13 protein-coding genes and 2 tRNA genes are annotated in these 16,104 nt (G+C 73.1%); 7 read left to right on the top strand and 8 right to left on the bottom strand.

Going from position 1 to position 16,104, the window contains the following annotated elements; all coding sequences use genetic code 11:
* Positions 1-4: 4 nt before the first annotated feature.
* From DJ010_RS17940 to DJ010_RS17930, 3 genes are read right to left on the bottom strand one after another with little or no spacing between them, the layout of a single operon-like run.
* The gene (locus tag DJ010_RS17940) at positions 5-1,039 is read right to left on the bottom strand and encodes an adenosine deaminase (RefSeq protein WP_109696307.1); all 1,035 of its coding nucleotides are present in this window, start codon (positions 1,037-1,039) and stop codon (positions 5-7) included.
* Positions 1,036-1,782 (bottom strand): DsbA family protein, encoded by a 747-nt coding sequence (locus tag DJ010_RS17935; protein ID WP_109696305.1) that lies wholly within the window; start codon positions 1,780-1,782, stop codon positions 1,036-1,038. The genes DJ010_RS17940 and DJ010_RS17935 overlap by 4 nt, the downstream gene beginning before the upstream one ends.
* Positions 1,783-2,313, bottom strand: a complete 531-nt coding sequence (locus tag DJ010_RS17930) for a MauE/DoxX family redox-associated membrane protein (protein ID WP_109696303.1) — start codon at positions 2,311-2,313, stop codon at positions 1,783-1,785.
* 72 nt (positions 2,314-2,385) lie between these two features.
* Between DJ010_RS17930 and orn the strand changes: the two genes are divergently transcribed.
* The 3 genes from orn (at position 2,386) to DJ010_RS17915 (ending at position 4,179) form a co-directional block, all read left to right on the top strand.
* Positions 2,386-3,045 carry an oligoribonuclease gene (gene orn / locus DJ010_RS17925; RefSeq protein WP_109696301.1) on the top strand — a complete coding sequence of 220 codons (660 nt, stop codon included), beginning with the start codon at positions 2,386-2,388 and terminating at the stop codon, positions 3,043-3,045.
* Between the two features lie 44 nt (positions 3,046-3,089).
* Positions 3,090-3,165, top strand: a tRNA-His gene (locus tag DJ010_RS17920).
* 129 nt (positions 3,166-3,294) lie between these two features.
* Positions 3,295-4,179, top strand: a complete 885-nt coding sequence (locus DJ010_RS17915; RefSeq protein WP_109696299.1) for a helix-turn-helix domain-containing GNAT family N-acetyltransferase — start codon at positions 3,295-3,297, stop codon at positions 4,177-4,179.
* A gap of 9 nt (positions 4,180-4,188) precedes the next feature.
* Here DJ010_RS17915 and DJ010_RS17910 read toward each other — a convergent pair whose 3' ends face one another.
* Positions 4,189-6,150, bottom strand: a complete 1,962-nt coding sequence (locus DJ010_RS17910; protein ID WP_109696297.1) for a penicillin acylase family protein — start codon at positions 6,148-6,150, stop codon at positions 4,189-4,191.
* Between the two features lie 16 nt (positions 6,151-6,166).
* Positions 6,167-7,114 carry a pirin family protein gene (locus tag DJ010_RS17905; protein WP_109696295.1) on the bottom strand — a complete coding sequence of 316 codons (948 nt, stop codon included), beginning with the start codon at positions 7,112-7,114 and terminating at the stop codon, positions 6,167-6,169.
* A 91-nt stretch (positions 7,115-7,205) separates the two neighbouring features.
* On the opposite strand from DJ010_RS17905, the gene DJ010_RS17900 reads away from it, so the two are divergent.
* Both DJ010_RS17900 and DJ010_RS17895 read left to right on the top strand, forming a co-directional pair.
* On the top strand, positions 7,206-8,786 hold the full coding sequence (locus DJ010_RS17900; protein ID WP_109696293.1) for a phytoene desaturase family protein: 1,581 nt from the start codon (positions 7,206-7,208) through the stop codon (positions 8,784-8,786).
* 86 nt (positions 8,787-8,872) lie between these two features.
* Positions 8,873-8,945, top strand: a tRNA-Lys gene (locus DJ010_RS17895).
* A 213-nt stretch (positions 8,946-9,158) separates the two neighbouring features.
* Here the strand turns inward: DJ010_RS17895 and DJ010_RS17890 are convergent.
* Positions 9,159-9,866, bottom strand: coding sequence for a hypothetical protein (locus DJ010_RS17890; protein ID WP_109696291.1), 708 nt, complete (start codon positions 9,864-9,866; stop codon positions 9,159-9,161).
* Between the two features lie 152 nt (positions 9,867-10,018).
* On the opposite strand from DJ010_RS17890, the gene DJ010_RS17885 reads away from it, so the two are divergent.
* Both DJ010_RS17885 and DJ010_RS17880 read left to right on the top strand, forming a co-directional pair.
* Positions 10,019-12,688 carry a DEAD/DEAH box helicase gene (locus DJ010_RS17885; RefSeq protein WP_109696289.1) on the top strand — a complete coding sequence of 890 codons (2,670 nt, stop codon included), beginning with the start codon at positions 10,019-10,021 and terminating at the stop codon, positions 12,686-12,688.
* A 63-nt stretch (positions 12,689-12,751) separates the two neighbouring features.
* The gene (locus DJ010_RS17880) at positions 12,752-14,065 is read left to right on the top strand and encodes a DUF2786 domain-containing protein (protein ID WP_109696287.1); all 1,314 of its coding nucleotides are present in this window, start codon (positions 12,752-12,754) and stop codon (positions 14,063-14,065) included.
* Between the two features lie 6 nt (positions 14,066-14,071).
* Here the strand turns inward: DJ010_RS17880 and DJ010_RS17875 are convergent, their stop codons facing one another.
* Positions 14,072-14,494: a limonene-1,2-epoxide hydrolase family protein gene (locus tag DJ010_RS17875; RefSeq protein ID WP_109696285.1), complete on the bottom strand. Its 423-nt coding sequence runs from the start codon at positions 14,492-14,494 to the stop codon at positions 14,072-14,074.
* A 654-nt stretch (positions 14,495-15,148) separates the two neighbouring features.
* Complete coding sequence (locus tag DJ010_RS17870; protein WP_109696283.1) at positions 15,149-16,096, bottom strand: helix-turn-helix transcriptional regulator; 948 nt, start codon at positions 16,094-16,096, stop codon at positions 15,149-15,151.
* Positions 16,097-16,104: the final 8 nt, after the last annotated feature.

The raw sequence follows: 16,104 nt of genomic DNA, 5'->3' as shown, positions 1-16,104 counted from the left end.
CGGACTAGACGGAGGAAGTGTAGGAGTCGATCTCCTCGAGGATGCGGGCGCGTACGTCGTCCGGGGCCCACGAGGCGCGGACGGCAGCCCGCGCGAGGTCGGCCACGCCCGCCTCGTCGAGACCCAGCAGGTCGGCGGCGACGTCGTACTCCTGGTTGAGGGTGGTGCCGAACATCGGCGGGTCGTCGGAGTTGATGGTGACGACGACGCCGGCCTCGACGAACGCCGGCAGCGGGTGCTCCTCCAGCGAGGCGACGGCACGGGTGGCGACGTTGGACGACGGGCAGACCTCCAGCGGGATGCCCTCGGCGGCCAGGTGCGCGAGCAGTGCCGGGTCCTGCGCCGCGGAGGTGCCGTGGCCGATCCGCTCCGCGCCGAGGTCGCGCAGCGCGGACCAGATGGTCTCGGGGCCGGTGGTCTCCCCCGCGTGCGGCACCGAGTGCAGGCCGGAAGCGCGGGCGGCGTCGAAGACCTCCTTGAACTGCGGGCGCCCCACACCGACCTCCGGCCCGCCCAGGCCGAAGGCCACCAGGCCCTCGGGCCGGTGGTTGAGCGCGTAGTCGAGGGTCGCCTCCGCCGACGGCAGCCCGAACTCCCCCGGGATGTCGTAGATCCAGCGCAGCACCAGCCCGAATTCGCGCTCGGCCGCGACCCGCGCGTCCTCGATCGCCTCGGTGTAGGCCTCGATCGCCATCCCCTTGTCGGGGTCGTGCGGCATCACCGAGGTGTACGGCGTGCACGTGAGCTCGGCGTACCGCACCGACTGGCCCTCGGCGAGCTCCCGGGCGACCTCGTAGGTGAGGTAGCGGATGTCCTCCGGGGTCCGCACCAGGTCGACCACCGCGAGGTAGACCTCGATGAAGTGGGCGAAGTCGCGGAACTCGAAGAACCTCCGCAGCTCCTCCAGGTCCGACGGCACGGTGCCCGGGTGGCGGGCGGCGAGCTCGCTCACCATCCGCGGCGAGGCGGACCCGACGTGGTGGACATGCAGCTCGGCCTTGGGCAGGCCTGCCACGAACCCCTCGCGCAGCCGGCTCACTGGACCGCCTCGACGAGGTTCTCCCCGATCTCGGCGTAGGAGCTGCCCTCGGCGAACTGCTCGCCGTCGAGCACGATCGTCGGGGTGCCCTGGACGTTGGCGTCGATGGCCGCCTGGGTGGCGTCGTCGACCCAGTCCTCGTAGGTCAGGTTCTCGATGTCCTCGCGGACGTCGTCCTCCGACGCACCCGCCTCGACCGCGAGCTCCACCAGCTCGTCGTCGCTGTAGTGGGAGTCGGGGTCGTCCTCGGCCGGCTGGTCCTCGAAGAGCAGGTCGTGGAACTTCTTCGCCTCCTCCGGGCCGCTCGCCTCCAGCACCGCCTTGAACGCGTTGGCCGACCTGACGGAGTAGGAGCCGAAGCGGGTGAGGATCGCGATCGGGCGGTACTCCACGAACACCTTGCCGTCCTCGGCCGCCTCGGTCAGGCCCTCGTTGCTGGCGCTTTCAAGCTGCCCGCAGATCGGGCACAGGAAGTCCTCGTAGATGATCACCGTGTGGTCGGCGTCCTCGTCGCCGATCGAGACGCCGTAGTCGCCCTGGCCGGCGTCGGGCGCCTCGACGTTCTCCTGGTTCAGCACCGTCACGAGGATCGCGCCACCGACGATGAGCACGAAGATCGTGGCCACGCCGACGATCATCAGCAGCCGACGGCGCTTCTCGGCGCGCTCCTGCTCGGCGCGCAGCTCCGCGGCCTTCTGGGCGCGGGCAGCTGCCTTGGACGGGTTGGAGGACTTCGAGGACATTCAGCTTCCTTGCTCGACTGGTTCGACTGGTTCGACTGGTTCGACGTGGGGGTGGGGCTCGATCTCCCGGGACGGGAACAACAGGTTGTCGAAGGCGAGCCGCGTGCGTCGTACGACGACGAGGTAGCACGAGGCAGCCAGCAGGGCGGCGTCGCGCGCGATCTCCCAGGGGTACGCCGACGCGGCGTCCTCCTTCGGGCCGCCGCCGCCGAAGCAGCCGCAGTCGATCTCGATGCCGCGCGCCCACACCGAGGCGATGCCGATGATGAACGCGACGAAGAGCAGCGCGGAGACGACCGCCGCGCCGCGGGTGAACGCGCCGAGGACGAGCGCGAGCCCGACGACGATCTCGATCGCGGGCAGGCTGTAGCCCAAGGGCTCGACGACCTGCCACGGCAGCAGCTCGTAGGCGCGGATCGCGTCGATGCTGGCCGCGGGCTCGGTGACCTTGAGGGCACCGGCGACGATCCAGACACCCCCGGTGACCAGACGGGCGATCAGCCCCAGCCACGCGTGCACCCTGCCACCCATGTCTCGTGAGCGTAGGCCACGGTCCTGAACCGAGCCTGAGGAGTGGCGTCGGTACGGCGTAGGGTGCCCCTCGTGAACGATCGACTGGTCTGGATCGACTGCGAGATGACCGGGCTCGACCTGGGCGCCGACGCGCTGATCGAGGTCGCGGCCCTGGTCACCGACTTCGACCTCAACGTGCTCGGCGAAGGCATCGACATCATCATCAAGCCGCCCGCCGAGGCCCTCGACCAGATGATCGACTTCGTCCGCACCATGCACGAAACGTCGGGCCTCCTCGACGAGCTCGAGGGCGGGGTGACGCTCGCCGAGGCCGAGGAGCAGGTGATGGCCTACCTCGCCGAGCAGTGCCCGCGCGACAGCCGGCCACCGCTCGCGGGCAACTCGGTCGCCACCGACCGCGGCTTCCTAGCACGGGACATGCCTGCCCTCGATGCCTTCCTGCACTACCGGATCGTCGACGTGAGCTCGATCAAGGAGCTGGCCCGCCGGTGGTACCCCCGGGCCTACTTCGCCGCTCCCACCAAGCGCGGCAACCACCGCGCGCTCGCCGACATCCAGGAGAGCATCGAGGAGCTGCGCTACTACCGCGACACCGTCTTCGTGCCGCTCCCCGGCCCCGACAGCGAGGCGGCGAAGATGGCGGCCGGGCGGCACGGCGGCTCGATCACGGGTCTCGGCGCGGAGCGGCCCGAGGAGCAGGCCGATACCGATTCTGTGCCGGAGGCCTGAGGCCACTACACTCGTCCCCGGCCCGGCCGACGGCGGGGTCCATGGTGGGTATAGCTCAGCTGGTAGAGCGCCGCGTTGTGGTCGCGGATGTCGCGGGTTCAAGTCCCGTTACTCACCCCAGGCAGTCACGAGAGCCGGATCCGCAAGGGTCCGGCTCTCGTGCATTTCCGCGCGAGTTTGCGACGGGTCGGCGGGTTTTCCGTGCGAGTTTGCGACGGGTCGGCGGATGTCTGACTAGAGTCAGACATTGTGAGCACGACGGCGGTGCTGCGGCGCTTCAACCGGACCTACACCCAGCGGATCGGGGTGCTCGAGGAGTCGTTCCTCGGCACCGGGCGGCCGCTCGCGGTGAGCCGGCTGCTGTTCGAGATCGGCGCGGCGGGCGGGGAGCACGGGGTGACCGTGCGCGACCTGCGCGAGCGGCTCGACCTCGACAGCGGCCACCTCTCGCGGATGCTGCGGCGGCTGGAGGCCGACGGGCTGGTGGCCACGGCCGCCGACCCGGCCGACCAGCGTCGCCGCGTCGTACGGCTGACGGAGGCGGGGCGCGCCGCCCGGCAGGACCTCGATGACCGGTCCGAGGAGCTGGCCGCGCGGATCGTGGCGCCGCTGACCGACCGGCAGCGGGAACGGCTCACCGAGGCGCTGGCGACGGCGGACCTGTTGGTGCGGGCGGCAACGATCCACCTGCGTGAGGTGCCGCCCGAGGACCCGCTGGGACGCGAGGCGCTGGGCAACTACCTGCGCGAGATCGACGAGCGGTTCAGCACCGGCTACCGGACCAGCGGCCCGGTCGCGGCGGAGCAGGGGTCGACGTACGTCCTCGCGACGAGCGACGGCGAGCCGGTGGCGTACGGCGGCATCCGGCCGGCTCCGGCGCTCCCCGGCGCCGCGTTCGAGATCAAGCGGATGTGGGTGCACGGCGACTGGCGCGGCGCCGGCCTCGGGTCGCGGATGCTGCGGCACCTCGAGCAGCTGGCGGCCGAGCGCGGCGCGACGAGCATCGTGCTCGACACCAACGAGGTGCTGACCGAGGCGATCGCGATGTACGAGCGGACCGGCTACCGATCGGTCGAGCGCTACCCCGGCAGCGACCCGCACGCGACCCACTTCTTCGCGAAGCAGGTCGGCTGAGCCGATCGACTAGACCTCGGTGAGCCGGTCCCAGTCGGTGACGATCGGCGCGAGCTCACCGGCCGCCCACAGCGGGAGCTGGTCGTGGTGGTGCGGGTCGCCCGGGAGCGCGGAGGCGCCGACCGGCACCACCCAGCCGCCGGCGGTGCGGTCGGCGAGGTCCCACACGTAGCGCGCGACCGAGCCGCGGCTGCACTCGTCGGTCATCGCCGGGTAGGAGACACAGCACCGCACGCAGTCGGCGTCGCCCGAGACCGGCAGCCGCGGGAGCTCGTCGTAGTCGCGGTCGGTCAGCAGCCCGAACCAGTGCACCGGGTCGGTCACGTGGGTGTCGCCCCAGGTCGCCGATGCTCCCTCGGCGTCGACCTCGGCGAGCGCCGCCCTCGCGTGCGCGGCGACGTCGATGCCGAAGGGCCGGTGGCCCGCCACCGTCTCGTTGGCGAGGCGGGGCAGGGCCAGGCCGATGCGGTACGTCGCCCCGAGCCACGGCGCGAAGACCTCCTCGTGCCGGTGCTCCGCGGGCGGCTCGAAGAGGTCGGCGAAGACCGGCTCCTCGCAGAGCCGGCGCACGAGCGCGGAGCGAAACGCCGCGTAGCGAGCCGCCTCCTCGGAGCCGGCGTCCATGACGCCGTCGAAGTCGTCGAAGGCACCCGGCACCAGCGCGGTCACCATCGGCACCGTCTGCAGCAGCGCGTCGTTGTGGAACGCGACGAAGTCGTCGCACGTCAGGTCGGTCCGTCCGTCGAGGAGGGCGTGCAGCCGGTCGGCGCGGTACGGCGCCGCGAAGACGCTGCCGATGGCGTCGGACTCCGGCCCCCGCCACTCGTTGGCCGTCACGACGTGGCCGTCGGCCGGGACGTCGGCGCGGTTCGGCTCGGCGAGCCAACCGACCCAGGCTCCGGTCTCGTCGCGGACCGGCACCCGGCCGGCGATCCGGTAGCGCACGGCGCCGGCCCGGTCCGCGATCACCGCGTTGTTGACCGGCTCGACCCAGGCGTCCAGCGCGCGGTCGACGTCGTCGACGCTCCGGGCGCGGAGCAGCCCGAGGATCGCGTCGAACCCGAGCTCGCCGAGCTCCCAAGAGGTGGTGCGCACGGCGAGCCCGTCCTCGAAGACCAACCCGCGCGAGGTCTGCACGACGTCGACCTCGACCGGGTCGGCGCCGAGGACCCCGATGGTCTCGGTGTGCTGCTCGACCACGTCGGAGCCGTCGTCGTCGACGACGTCCTGGTAGTCGGCGCACGCGTTGGTGATCGCCCACGCCACCTCGCCCGCGTGCGCGAAGTGCTGCACCCCCGGGACCCCGACGAACGTGTAGCCGAGCACGTCGAAGGAGTCCTCGGGGTCCTCGCAAGCCAGCCGCACCTGCTGGTAGACGCCGGGCTGCTCGATGATCCGGTGCGGGTCGCCGCCGATGAGCGGCAGGCCGCTCGCCGTCCGGCCGCCGGCGGCCGCCCACGCGTTGCTGCCCGACGCCGTCGGGTCCTGGTGCGACAGGTAGCGGACGTCATCACCCAGCACGTCGGAGGCGAGCCGCTTCCACAGCACCCCGCCGAGGTTGGCGAAGAGCAGGTGCTGGGCGAGGAACGTCGCCAGCGGCGTCCACGGCTCCCACTCGCCTGGCTCGATGTCGAGGTCGGCGAGCTCCGGCACCGCTCCTGACGGCAGCTCGGCGAGCGCTTCGTTGACCCCGTCGACGTACGACGTGACGAACCGCTGCGTCTCCTCGGTGCACGCCGCGAACGCCCGCTGCGCTGTCTCGACGGTGCGCATCCTGCGGGAGAACCGGTCCCAGGAGACGGCGGCCTCGCCGACGACCTCGGCGGAGGTCCCGGTCGCGCGGCGGCGCAGCCACTCCAGCTGCCACACGCGGTCGGCCACCGTCACCCGTCCCTGGGCGTGGGCCAGGTCGAGGACCGAGCCCGCCCTCAGGTGCGGGATGCCGAACGCGTCGCGGTAGAGACGGGCCATGCCCGGACTCTAGGTCTCAGGCGGGGAGGTGCCCGAACCGGCCCTTCTGGAAGTCCTCGTAGGCCTCGACGACCTCGGAGCGGGTGTTCATCACGAACGGCCCGGCCCAGGCGATCGGCTCGTTGATGGGAAGGCCGCCGACGACGATCACGTCCAGCTTCGGCGAGCGGCTCTCCTGCCGGCCCTCCGCGGTGATCGTGACGTAGTCGCCGGCGCCGAGGACCGCCGACTGGCCGGTCTGGATCGGCCTGCCGTCGACGCCGACCGTGCCGCGCCCGTTGAGCACGTAGACCAGTGCGTTGTAGTCGACCTGCCACGGCAGGTCGAGCCGCGCGCCGGGCTCGACCGTGGCGTGCACCAGCGACATCGGCGTGTGGGTGGCCCCGGGGCCGGCGTGGCCGTCGACCGTCCCGGCGATGACGCGCACCAGCGCGCCGGCGTCGGTCGTGGTCAACAGCGCGACCTGGCCGGACCGGATGTCCTGGTAGCGAGGGTCGTTCATCTTGGCGTCGCGCGGCAGGTTCACCCAGAGCTGGATGCCGTGGAAGAGGCCGCCCTTCTGCACCAGCCACTCCGGCGGAGCCTCGATGTGGAGCAGCCCGGAGCCGGCCGTCATCCACTGGGTGTCGCCGTTGGTGATCGTCCCGCCGCCGCCGTGGGAGTCCTGGTGGTCGAAGACGCCGTCGATGATGTAGGTGACGGTCTCGAAGCCGCGGTGCGGGTGCCAGGGAGTGCCCTTGGGCTCGCCGGGCGCGTACTCCACCTCGCCCATCTGGTCCATCATGATGAACGGGTCGAGCCGGCGCAGGTCGATGCCCGCGAACGCGCGGCGGACCGGGAAGCCCTCCCCCTCGTAGCCGGTCGGTGCGGTGGTGACCTCCCAGACCGGGCGGGGCTGGTCGCCGAGGCCGGGTTCCTTCAACCGCTCCAAGAGGGTGAGGTCGTCGACGGTGATCGCGGGCATGTCTGCCTCCCAGGGGCTGAGCAACGGATAGTTGCCAAGTCAACTATATCGCGCCCGCAGGCATTCCCGCAGGGGGCGATACTGTCGACGGGTGACCACCCGGACGACGTACGACGTCGCCGTCGTCGGCGCCGGCCACAACGGCCTCACCGCGGCGGCCTACCTGGCGCAGGCAGGCCTGTCGGTCGTCGTCCTCGAGCGGCTCGGTCACGTCGGCGGCGCCGCTGTGTCGGCCGAGGTGTTCGCGGGGCGTCCCACCCGGCTGTCGCGCTACTCCTCGCTGGTCTCGCTGATGCCCGACCGGATCGTGCGCGACCTCGGCCTCGAGGTCGAGCTGGTCTCGCGGCCCACCGCGTCCTACACGCCGGTCGCCCGCGACGGTCACCACGACGGCCTGCTCGTCGAGCGGCTGGAGGGCGAGGCGACCCGCACCTCGTTCCGGCGGCTGACCGGCTCCGACGACGAGTACGACGCGTGGCGGCGCTTCTACACCGACGTCGCCCGGATGGGCTGGACCGTCGCGCCGACGCTGCTCCAGCCCCTCCCCCGGGCCGGCCGGCTCCGCAGCCAGGTCGACCCGACCACCTGGCGCGACGTCGTCGAGTCACCCCTCGGCGAGACCATCGAGCGCCGCTTCTCCGACGACACCGTGCGCGGCGTGGTCGCGAGCGACGCGCTCATCGGCACGTTCGCCTCGCTGCACGACCCCTCGCTGGTCCAGAACCGCTGCTTCTTCTACCACCTCATCGGCAACGGCACCGGCGAGTGGCGGGTGCCGGTCGGCGGCATGGGCGCGGTCACCGACGCGCTGACCAAGGCAGCGCTCGGCGCCGGCGCGGAGATCGTGACCGGTGCCGGCGTGAGCGCGATCCGTCCCGGGGAGGGCGCCGACGGCGGCGTCGAGGTGCGCTGGCACGACGGCCACACCGACCACGGGCTGCAGGCCGACGTGGTGCTGGCCAACGTCGCCCCGTGGGTGCTCGGGCTGCTGCTCGGCGAGGCCCACGACGAGTCCACCAAGCCGGTCGGCGCGCAGCTGCGGATCAGCTTCCTCCTCGACCGGCTGCCGCGGTTGAGGTCCGGCGTCGACCCGGAGGTCGCGTTCGCCGGGACGATGCACCTCGCCCAGGGCTACGGCGAGCTGCTGTCGGCCTACGGCGCAGCGGCCGCCGGCTCGCTCCCCGACCCGCTCCCGGGCGACGTCCACTGCCACTCGCTCACCGACCCGAGCATCCTTGGTGACGACGAGCCACCGGGCACCCACACGCTGACCTACCTCGGCTTCCACACGCCGGGCTCACTGTTCGAGGCCGACCCGGAGGGCGCCACGCAGGAGGCGGTCCGGCGGGCGATCGCGTCCCTGGACGCCCACCTGGTCGAGCCGCTGGAGTCCTGCCTGGCTCGCGACGAGCACGGCCGACCGTGCATCGAGGCGAAGACGCCCCAGGACGTCGAGCGGGACCTCGCGATGCCCGGTGGGCACATGTTCCACGGCGACCTGGAATGGCCGTGGGCCCCCGACCGGGCTCGGCTGGAGGCCCCCGCCGAGCGCTGGGGCGTGCAGACCAACCACGCGTCGGTGCTGCTCTGCGGCTCCGGCGCCCGTCGCGGCGGCGCCATCTCCGGCATCGCCGGGCACAACGCCGCGCAGGCCGTGCTCGAGTCCCGCTGACCGGCACCGGCCGCGATTTCACGGCGGCGGCCGGACGCGATAGTCTTGGTGTCGCTTCGCAGCGCTCACGCAGTCTGCAGAGCCGAGCGCCATTAGCTCAATTGGCAGAGCAGCTGACTCTTAATCAGCGGGTTCGGGGTTCGAGTCCCTGATGGCGTACAGATCGGAAGCCCGGGTGGTCCACCCCCGGGCTTCTCGTCATTTCGGACGCCGACTGCGACCCAGGACCTCCGCCCGAAAAACTGAGAACGCCCGCAGGCGTCTCGGGTCACCTGCGGGCGTTGGCAGAAGTATGCACCGACGGTCCGCCCGTTGTCGCCCTCTTCCGGAAAGATTTTGCCAACGGACCGATCGACGTCAACATCCGCCGGCCTAGCCCGCGACGGCCTCCGGCTCGGCCAGCGCGATCCGCGGCGTCGGTCCGCCGAAGCCGAACGGCCACAGGTCCTCCGGCATGGGCAGCACCCGCACCTGTGCCAGCTTGATGGTCCGGCCGTACCGCACGCGAAACAGCCGGCGGGCGCCGGCGGCGACCAGCCACAGGTACGGCGCTCGGGTGACCCAGAGCTGGTGCGCGAGCAGCTGTGCCTCCCGGCCCGGGACCAGCCGTCCGGCCTGCACCCGGTCGCCCTCGAAGGTCGGCACCAGCGCCTCGAGCTTGGCCAGCTCGAGCGGCTCGGCCCGGGCGGCGCCGAGCAGCAGCACCTGGCCCTCGTCGTTCACGGCTGCGAGGTCGAGCCCGAGCTCGCTGTCGGGGGTCGCGAACCGCACGGCTTCGTCGGGGAAGCCGGCGCGGATGAGCTCGACGTACGCCGCGAGGTGCGGGAGGGCCTCCCACCGCGGCCGGACCGGGTCGCTCGACACGAGCGTGACCGTGGACTGCCGGGGGTCCAGGGTCCGGAACCGTCCCGCCGACAGCATCGACAGCGTCCCGTCGCCGAAGCCCTCCTCCACCGTCCGTGCGTCCGGTTCGACCAGCCGCACCGCCCGATCGCGATCGGTGATCTCCGCCAGCTCACTCCCCATCCGGGCCGCGCACCCGCGCAGCCGGGTGAGGTACGCCTCTCCCCAGGTCCCCACTTGCCGTGCCCTCCATCGCCGCTGTTGTCGATGAAAGTAGCCGTTCCGGACCGACCCGTGGCGCGTCGAAGGGAGGGTCCGGCCGGATGTTTCACCGGGCTAGTCAGAACGGGCCATCCGGGTTGGGACCCCCTCCGGGATACGGTTCCGACGTGCCGCGGGGCCCGGGGAAGCTCGACAAGCAGGCGCGTCGCGAGGCGCGCGACGCTGCCCGCGTCGTGGCCGTCTGGGCCGAGGAGGCGGCGCGGGTGCGCGGGTGGACCGACGCCGTCCACGAGGACGTACGACGACGCCTCGCCGACCTCGACGCCCGGTCGGTGTCGGTCCCCCACCGCGGCGCGCCGACCTGGCGGGTCGCGGTGCTGTCGCGGGCCGAGGCCGACGGGCTGGTCCACGCGCTGGTGGCGCGCGCCAACCTCCCCCGGACCGGCGCGGAGGAGTCGGCCGCCCTCACCGACCTGACCACGCGGGCTCCGGCCGCGCTCGCCGGAGCGCGGGTGCTCTCGCCGGTGCGCTGGGCGTTCAACACCCCGGGTCGGCGTGCGCGCGCCGTCCCCCACGCGACCTACCTGGTGGAGCTGGCGGCCTGGGGCGCCCGGACCCGGGTGGCGTCGACCCTGGAGCGGCTCGCGGCGCCGACCGGCGAGCTCGACCCCACCGGGTTGTCGGCGGCCGACCTGCTCGACCCGCGGCTCGGCCTCGCGGCGCTGGTGGGCGGGCGGCCGGCGACGCTGGACGGCGCCTGGTTCGGCGAGCTGCCGCGGGCGGTGGCCGACCTGCGCGCCGCCGCGGCCGAGGAGGCGCCGGCCCGCGCCGCCCTCGACGAGGCCGTCGCCGGCTACCGCGCGCCGGCCGTCCGAGCCGCACTGTCGGCGATGCCGCTCGACGCGTTGGCCGACGTCACCACTGCGCTGCTCCAGCTCGCGCCGCTGAGGCGGGCCGGGATCACCACCGTGCAGGCCGTCCTCGACCGGCGGGCCGAGCTCACCTCGCTGCCCGGCATCGGCAACGTCTTCCGCGACAACCTGGTCGGCGCCGCACGGACCCTCGCCCGGGTGACCGCGGACGAGCAGCCGGTCCGACTGCCGGGCACGCCCGACCCGGCGGCCGGTGCGGTGGTCGCCGCCCTCGCGCGGTGGGACGGCGTGCGTCGTACGCAGGGGGCCGGAGCGGACCTCGCGATCGCCGACGACCTCGCGCCGCTGGCCGCCGTCGTCGACGACACCACCGAGCTGTTGCTCGTCCGGCCCGAGCGCGAGCTGCCGGCGTCCGGGCTCGCCGACGCGATCGCCACCGTCGTCCGGCGGGCCGACCTGGTGGCCGTGACGACGGGCCGCGGGCCGGTCGCCGACCCGTGGGCGGACTTCACGGCCCGGCCGGCGGACTACTACGCCCTGCTGGGCGAGGCGGGCTACCTGACCGAGGACCAGCGGGCCGGCCACGGCGATCTGCCTGCCGGCCTGGTCGAGGCGGTGCGCGAGCAGGCGCTGCGCACCGAGGCGCTGACGGTGGCGCTGCGCGGCTACCAGAGCTTCGGCGCGCGGTTCGCGCTCGTGCAGCGCAAGGTCGTGCTCGGCGACGAGATGGGGCTCGGCAAGACCATCGAGGCGCTGGCGGTGCTCGCCCACCTGTGGGCGACCGGCGCCACCCACTTCCTCGTCGTCTGCCCGCCGGGGGTGCTCGTGAACTGGCTGCGCGAGGTAGCGGCGCGGTCGACCCTCACCGCCCACCGCGTCCACGGCGAGGAGTGGCGGGAGGCCGCCGCGGCGTGGGTCGCGGACGGCGGGATCGCGGTGACGACGTACGACACGACGTGGATGGAGTCCGAGGCCTGGGCCGAGGGACCGCGGATCGCGTGCGTGGTGGTCGACGAGGCGCAGTACGTGAAGAACCCGGAGGCCCAGCGCTCCCAGCGGGTGGCGCGGTTGGTGGCGGCGGTCGACCACGCCATCCTGCTGACGGGGACGCCGATGCAGAACCACGTCGGCGAGTTCCGGACGCTGGTCGCCTACCTCCAGCCCGGGCTGCTCGCCGGTCTCGACGACGTCGCGCCGCGGGCGTTCCGGCGGGCGGTGGCCCCGGCGTACCTCCGGCGCAGCCAGGAGGACGTGCTCACCGAGCTGCCCGAGCTGGTGGAGGTCGAGGAGTGGCTGCCGCTCGGCCCGCGTGACCTCGACGCCTACCGCGCGGCGGTCGCGGCCGGGAACCTGATGCAGATGCGACGGGTCGCGATGCTCCACGGGGCCGAGTCCCCCAAGGTCGGGCGGCTGGTCGAGATCGTCGAGGAGGCCGAGGACAACGGCCGCCGGGTGATCGTCTACTCGTTCTTCCGCGACGTGTTGGGGTCGCTGCCGGAGCTGCTCCCGGGGCCCGTCTTCGGCCCGCTGGACGGGTCGGTGCCGGCGGCGGCGCGGCAGTCGCTGATCGACGACTTCTCGGCCGCCGAGGGCGGAGCCGTGCTGCTCGCGCAGGTCACGACCGGCGGCGTGGGGCTCAACATCCAGGCCGCGTCGGTGGTCGTGCTCTGCGAGCCCCAGCTGAACCCGGCGCTCGAGGCGCAGGCCGTCGCCCGCGCCCACCGGATGGGGCAGCTGCACTCGGTGCAGGTGCACCGGCTGCTGTCGGAGGACGCCGTGGACGAGCGGATCACCGAGCTGCTCTCGCACAAGCGGCAGCTCTTCGAGGAGTACGCCGCGACGAGCGTCACCGCCGACGCGTCGCCGGAGGCGACCGACGCCGAGATCGCGCGCCAGGTGGTCGCCGTGGAGCAGGAGCGGTTGCTCTACCAGCCGCCCGCCGCCCCGGCGCCCGACGACGCGTAGGTCTCTCCACAGGACAGCGCGGCCACCGCGGATCTGTCGGGGCCGTCGGGCAGACTCGACGGCATGACGACAGCGAGGCCGAGGAGCGCCGACCCCGACCGGCGGGCGGTCTACGCCGCCGAGGACCGGCTCGCCGCCTGGCTCGACTCCACGACCGCGGAGCGACCTTCGGTGACGGTCGACGGGCAGACCTACGAGCCGGGACCCGACCTGCGGTTCACCGAGCCCGCCGCGGCGGCGACGTACCTCGACGCGGTGCTCGCGCGGCTGCGCGATTCCGGCAAGGACTACGACGGACGCGAGCAGCAGGAGGTCGTCGTCCGTTCCCGTGCCGGGGCGCGGATGGCCGTCTACGAGCCGGAGACGCGCACGATCGCGCTGCCGCCGTTCGAGGTGGGCGGACGCTGGGCGCTGCGGGCGACGGTCGTGCTCCACGAGCTCACCCACCACCTGTCCGGGGAGCACGCGCACGGCGCGGAGTGGCGCGCGACCTTCCTGCGGCTGCTCGAGGATGCCGGCCTGCCGGTGACCGCCCAGCTGCTGCAGCTCGCCTACGCCGCGGAGGGGCTCGAGCAGGTCGGCCACTCGGTCGACGACGGGGCGCTGGCCCGGCTGGCCAAGCTGTTGCGGCAGGCCGAGCGCGCGAGCAACGAGCACGAGCGGGCGGCCTACCTCGCCAAGGCGCAGGCGCTGGCCACCCGGCACTCCGTCGCCCTCGCCGTCGCCCGCGCCCACACGGCCAAGGAGGAGGGGCGCGAGCAGCCGGTGGCGGAGAGCTACCGGATCGGTCAGCGCGGCAAGAAGGGGCTGGCCCGCTACGTCCGGCTGCTGCTCAACATCGCCCACGCCAACGACATCCGCTGCACGATCAGCCACGACTCGACCGCGGTGACGCTGCACGGCTTCCCGTCCGACATCGCGGTCACGAAGGCGATCTACGAGTCGCTGCTCGTCCAGATGGTGGCCGACTGCGAGCGCCACCTCCGGTCCGGGCTGCGCGACGAGCAGACGGTCTGGGACTCCCGGCGCCGGCGCTACGTCGCCCGACCGGTGGCCACGATCACCGCCCGGTTGGCGTTCTACGAGGCCTACGCCTGGCGGATCGGCGAGCGGCTCGACGAGGCCCGCGAGGCCACTCTGGCCGCGGTCCGGGTCGAGCCCGAGCAGTCGAGCGAGACCGCGCTGGCGTTGCGGCAGAAGGAGATCGACGTCCACGACTTCTTCGCCGAGGCGCTACGGCGCAACAACATCCGCGGCACCTGGGCGGCGGACCGTCGCACGAAGGTCAACGACGCGCCGATGGCGGCGGAGGAGGGCCTCCGCGCCGCCGACCGGGCACGCCTCAGCGACGAGAAGGCGCTCGGCGAGGCGGGCTGACGGACGTCAGCGCCCGCGCACCATGCGGAACGCGCCGCGCACGGTGCCGCCCAGGACGTTGGTCCAGCTGAAGTAGTCGTGCCACAGCACGATCCGCCCCTCGGGGCTCAGGTGGAACGTCCCGCACACCCAGAAGTCGATCTCCAGCGGACCCATCCGCAGGTAGTCGGTCCGCCGGGTGAGCACGACGTTGCCCGTCGCCACGACGTCGTGGAAGTCCGCCCGGATCCCGAAGGCGCCCTTCTCGAGACCCTTGAGGATCCGCCCGACCATCTTCCCCTTCACCGTCGGCAGCGAGGTGTTGCGCCACACGATGCCAGGGTCGGTCAGCTCGAGCGCCTGGCGCACCGCGCGGTCCTCCATCGCCGCGAAGAACGCTCGCACCGTCGTGGCCGGATCGGTCGTGATGATCTCCGAGGGCGCGGTCATGCTCAGACTTTAGCCCGCCGGGGGGTTGGCGCTGCGCGGCTTGATGTGTGGGTCGTGGTCGGTGGGGCGGTGGTGCCGGGAGGCCGTCGGCCTGCGCGGGAGGGCTCGCGCCGGCGGGGCAACCACATCCGTCCCCCAGCAGCGCGGTCGCTTCGCTCCCGCGGTGCTGGGCGCCGCAGCCAGACCCATCCACGCCCCGCCGGCGCGACCCTCCCGCTTGACCTGGACCTCCCGGCCCCACCGCCCGGCGAGCACGACCGACCCCTCGGGGTGGGTGGGTTCCCACCTGTCGTGTTCGCCGGTGACCGGCCACGTGGCACATGACCAACCACATCCACCCCGTCGTGGAGCCGGGTGTGGCGCGGGCGTGGCCTGCCCACCCTGGCCGGTGCGGGGCGTGGGCCCCGGTGGGCGAGTCCGGGCCCCGCCGGCTCCGAAGGCGGTCTCGTCGGCCTCGGCGTGCCCGGCCGGCGTTGCGTGTGACTCGGGCGACCGAGCCCTGTTGGATCTGGCCGGCGGAAAAGGCCCGGCTTTGAAGCCGACCGGGGCCCACGATCCGCTCCGGCCCCAGCCCAGGCAGGCCACGCCCGACACACACCGACCGGCGCAACCCACCAAGCCCCGCGCAGCGCCATCACCGAACACTTTTCGCGGTCAGTGGGACACGGAATGGTGCATGAGGAGCTCCTCGGCGAGGACGGCGCCGGCGTCGGCGAGGTCGGCGGGCTCGAGGACGAAGGCGCCGGAGCCGGCGGCGAGGAGGAGCATGCCGACCCGGTCGGCGAGCGGTGGCAGCAGCTCGAGCTCGAGCTCGGCGTCGTCCTCGTCGGCCCGGAGGACGGTGACGGTCTCGGCGTACATGTCGGCGGCCCAGCGAGAGCCGTGCGGGACGACCATCCGGACGGTGGTGGTGGCGCGCTGGGCGTCGAGCATCGCGGGCAGGTCGTCGGGGAGCTCGAAGGGCTGCTCGAGGCTCTCGACCTCGCGGATCCCGGAGAGCAGGTAGGTGCGGAGGCGGCCCGCGGAGTCCGGCGGGCCGGCGTCGACCTCCCAGCCGCGACGGGTCTGCACCAGCCGGTAGGGGTGGATGACGCGCGCCGAGACACCGTGCTGCCAGGTACGGGAGTAGACGATCTTCACCGCGTGCCGGTCGCGCTGCGCCACCTGGAGCGGGCGGAGCGGCTCGTTCCACGCGGGCGGCTCGGGCTGCCCGGCGGGAGCACCGACCATCGTCTCGGTCAGCACGTCGATGGCGGCGGCCAGGTCGGGGTCGCGCTCGACGTCGTGCAGGGCGACGGCGGCGGTGTGGACGAGCGCGAGCTCGGAGGCGTCGACGTACTCCACGCCCAGCTCCTCGGTCGGGCGCTCGTTGACCGCGCGCACGATCTCGGCCTCCCCCGGCTCCACCTCGGGATCACCGTCGGAGCCCAGGAACTCGATCACCGGCGGCCGCCAGAGGCCGAGCATCCGGTCGCTCTCCAGCGGGTCGGCGGTGTAGAAGGCCAGCAGGTCCTCGCGCAGCTCGTCGATCGGCACGCCGACCTCCTCGGCGAGCACCGCCAGGGGGACGCCGTCGGGGTGGGCGAGCAGGAGCTCGAACACGGCCGGCA

The organism is Nocardioides silvaticus, assembly GCF_003160695.1.
In the GTDB taxonomy this organism is placed as follows: Bacteria; Actinomycetota; Actinomycetes; order Propionibacteriales; family Nocardioidaceae; genus Nocardioides; species Nocardioides silvaticus.
This window is presented reverse-complemented; position numbering and strand designations above follow the sequence as displayed.

Bases quoted from the DNA above. Each gene is read 5' to 3' on its own strand.
- DJ010_RS17875 (WP_109696285.1), bottom strand. From the start codon at position 14,494: ATGACCGCGCCCTCGGAGATCATCACGACCGATCCGGCCACGACGGTG.
- DJ010_RS17935 (WP_109696305.1), bottom strand. From the start codon at position 1,782: ATGTCCTCGAAGTCCTCCAACCCGTCCAAGGCAGCTGCCCGCGCCCAG.
- DJ010_RS17910 (WP_109696297.1), bottom strand. From the start codon at position 6,150: ATGGCCCGTCTCTACCGCGACGCGTTCGGCATCCCGCACCTGAGGGCG.
- DJ010_RS17880 (WP_109696287.1), top strand. From the start codon at position 12,752: ATGACGACAGCGAGGCCGAGGAGCGCCGACCCCGACCGGCGGGCGGTC.
- DJ010_RS17905 (WP_109696295.1), bottom strand. From the start codon at position 7,114: ATGCCCGCGATCACCGTCGACGACCTCACCCTCTTGGAGCGGTTGAAG.
- DJ010_RS17930 (WP_109696303.1), bottom strand. From the start codon at position 2,313: ATGGGTGGCAGGGTGCACGCGTGGCTGGGGCTGATCGCCCGTCTGGTC.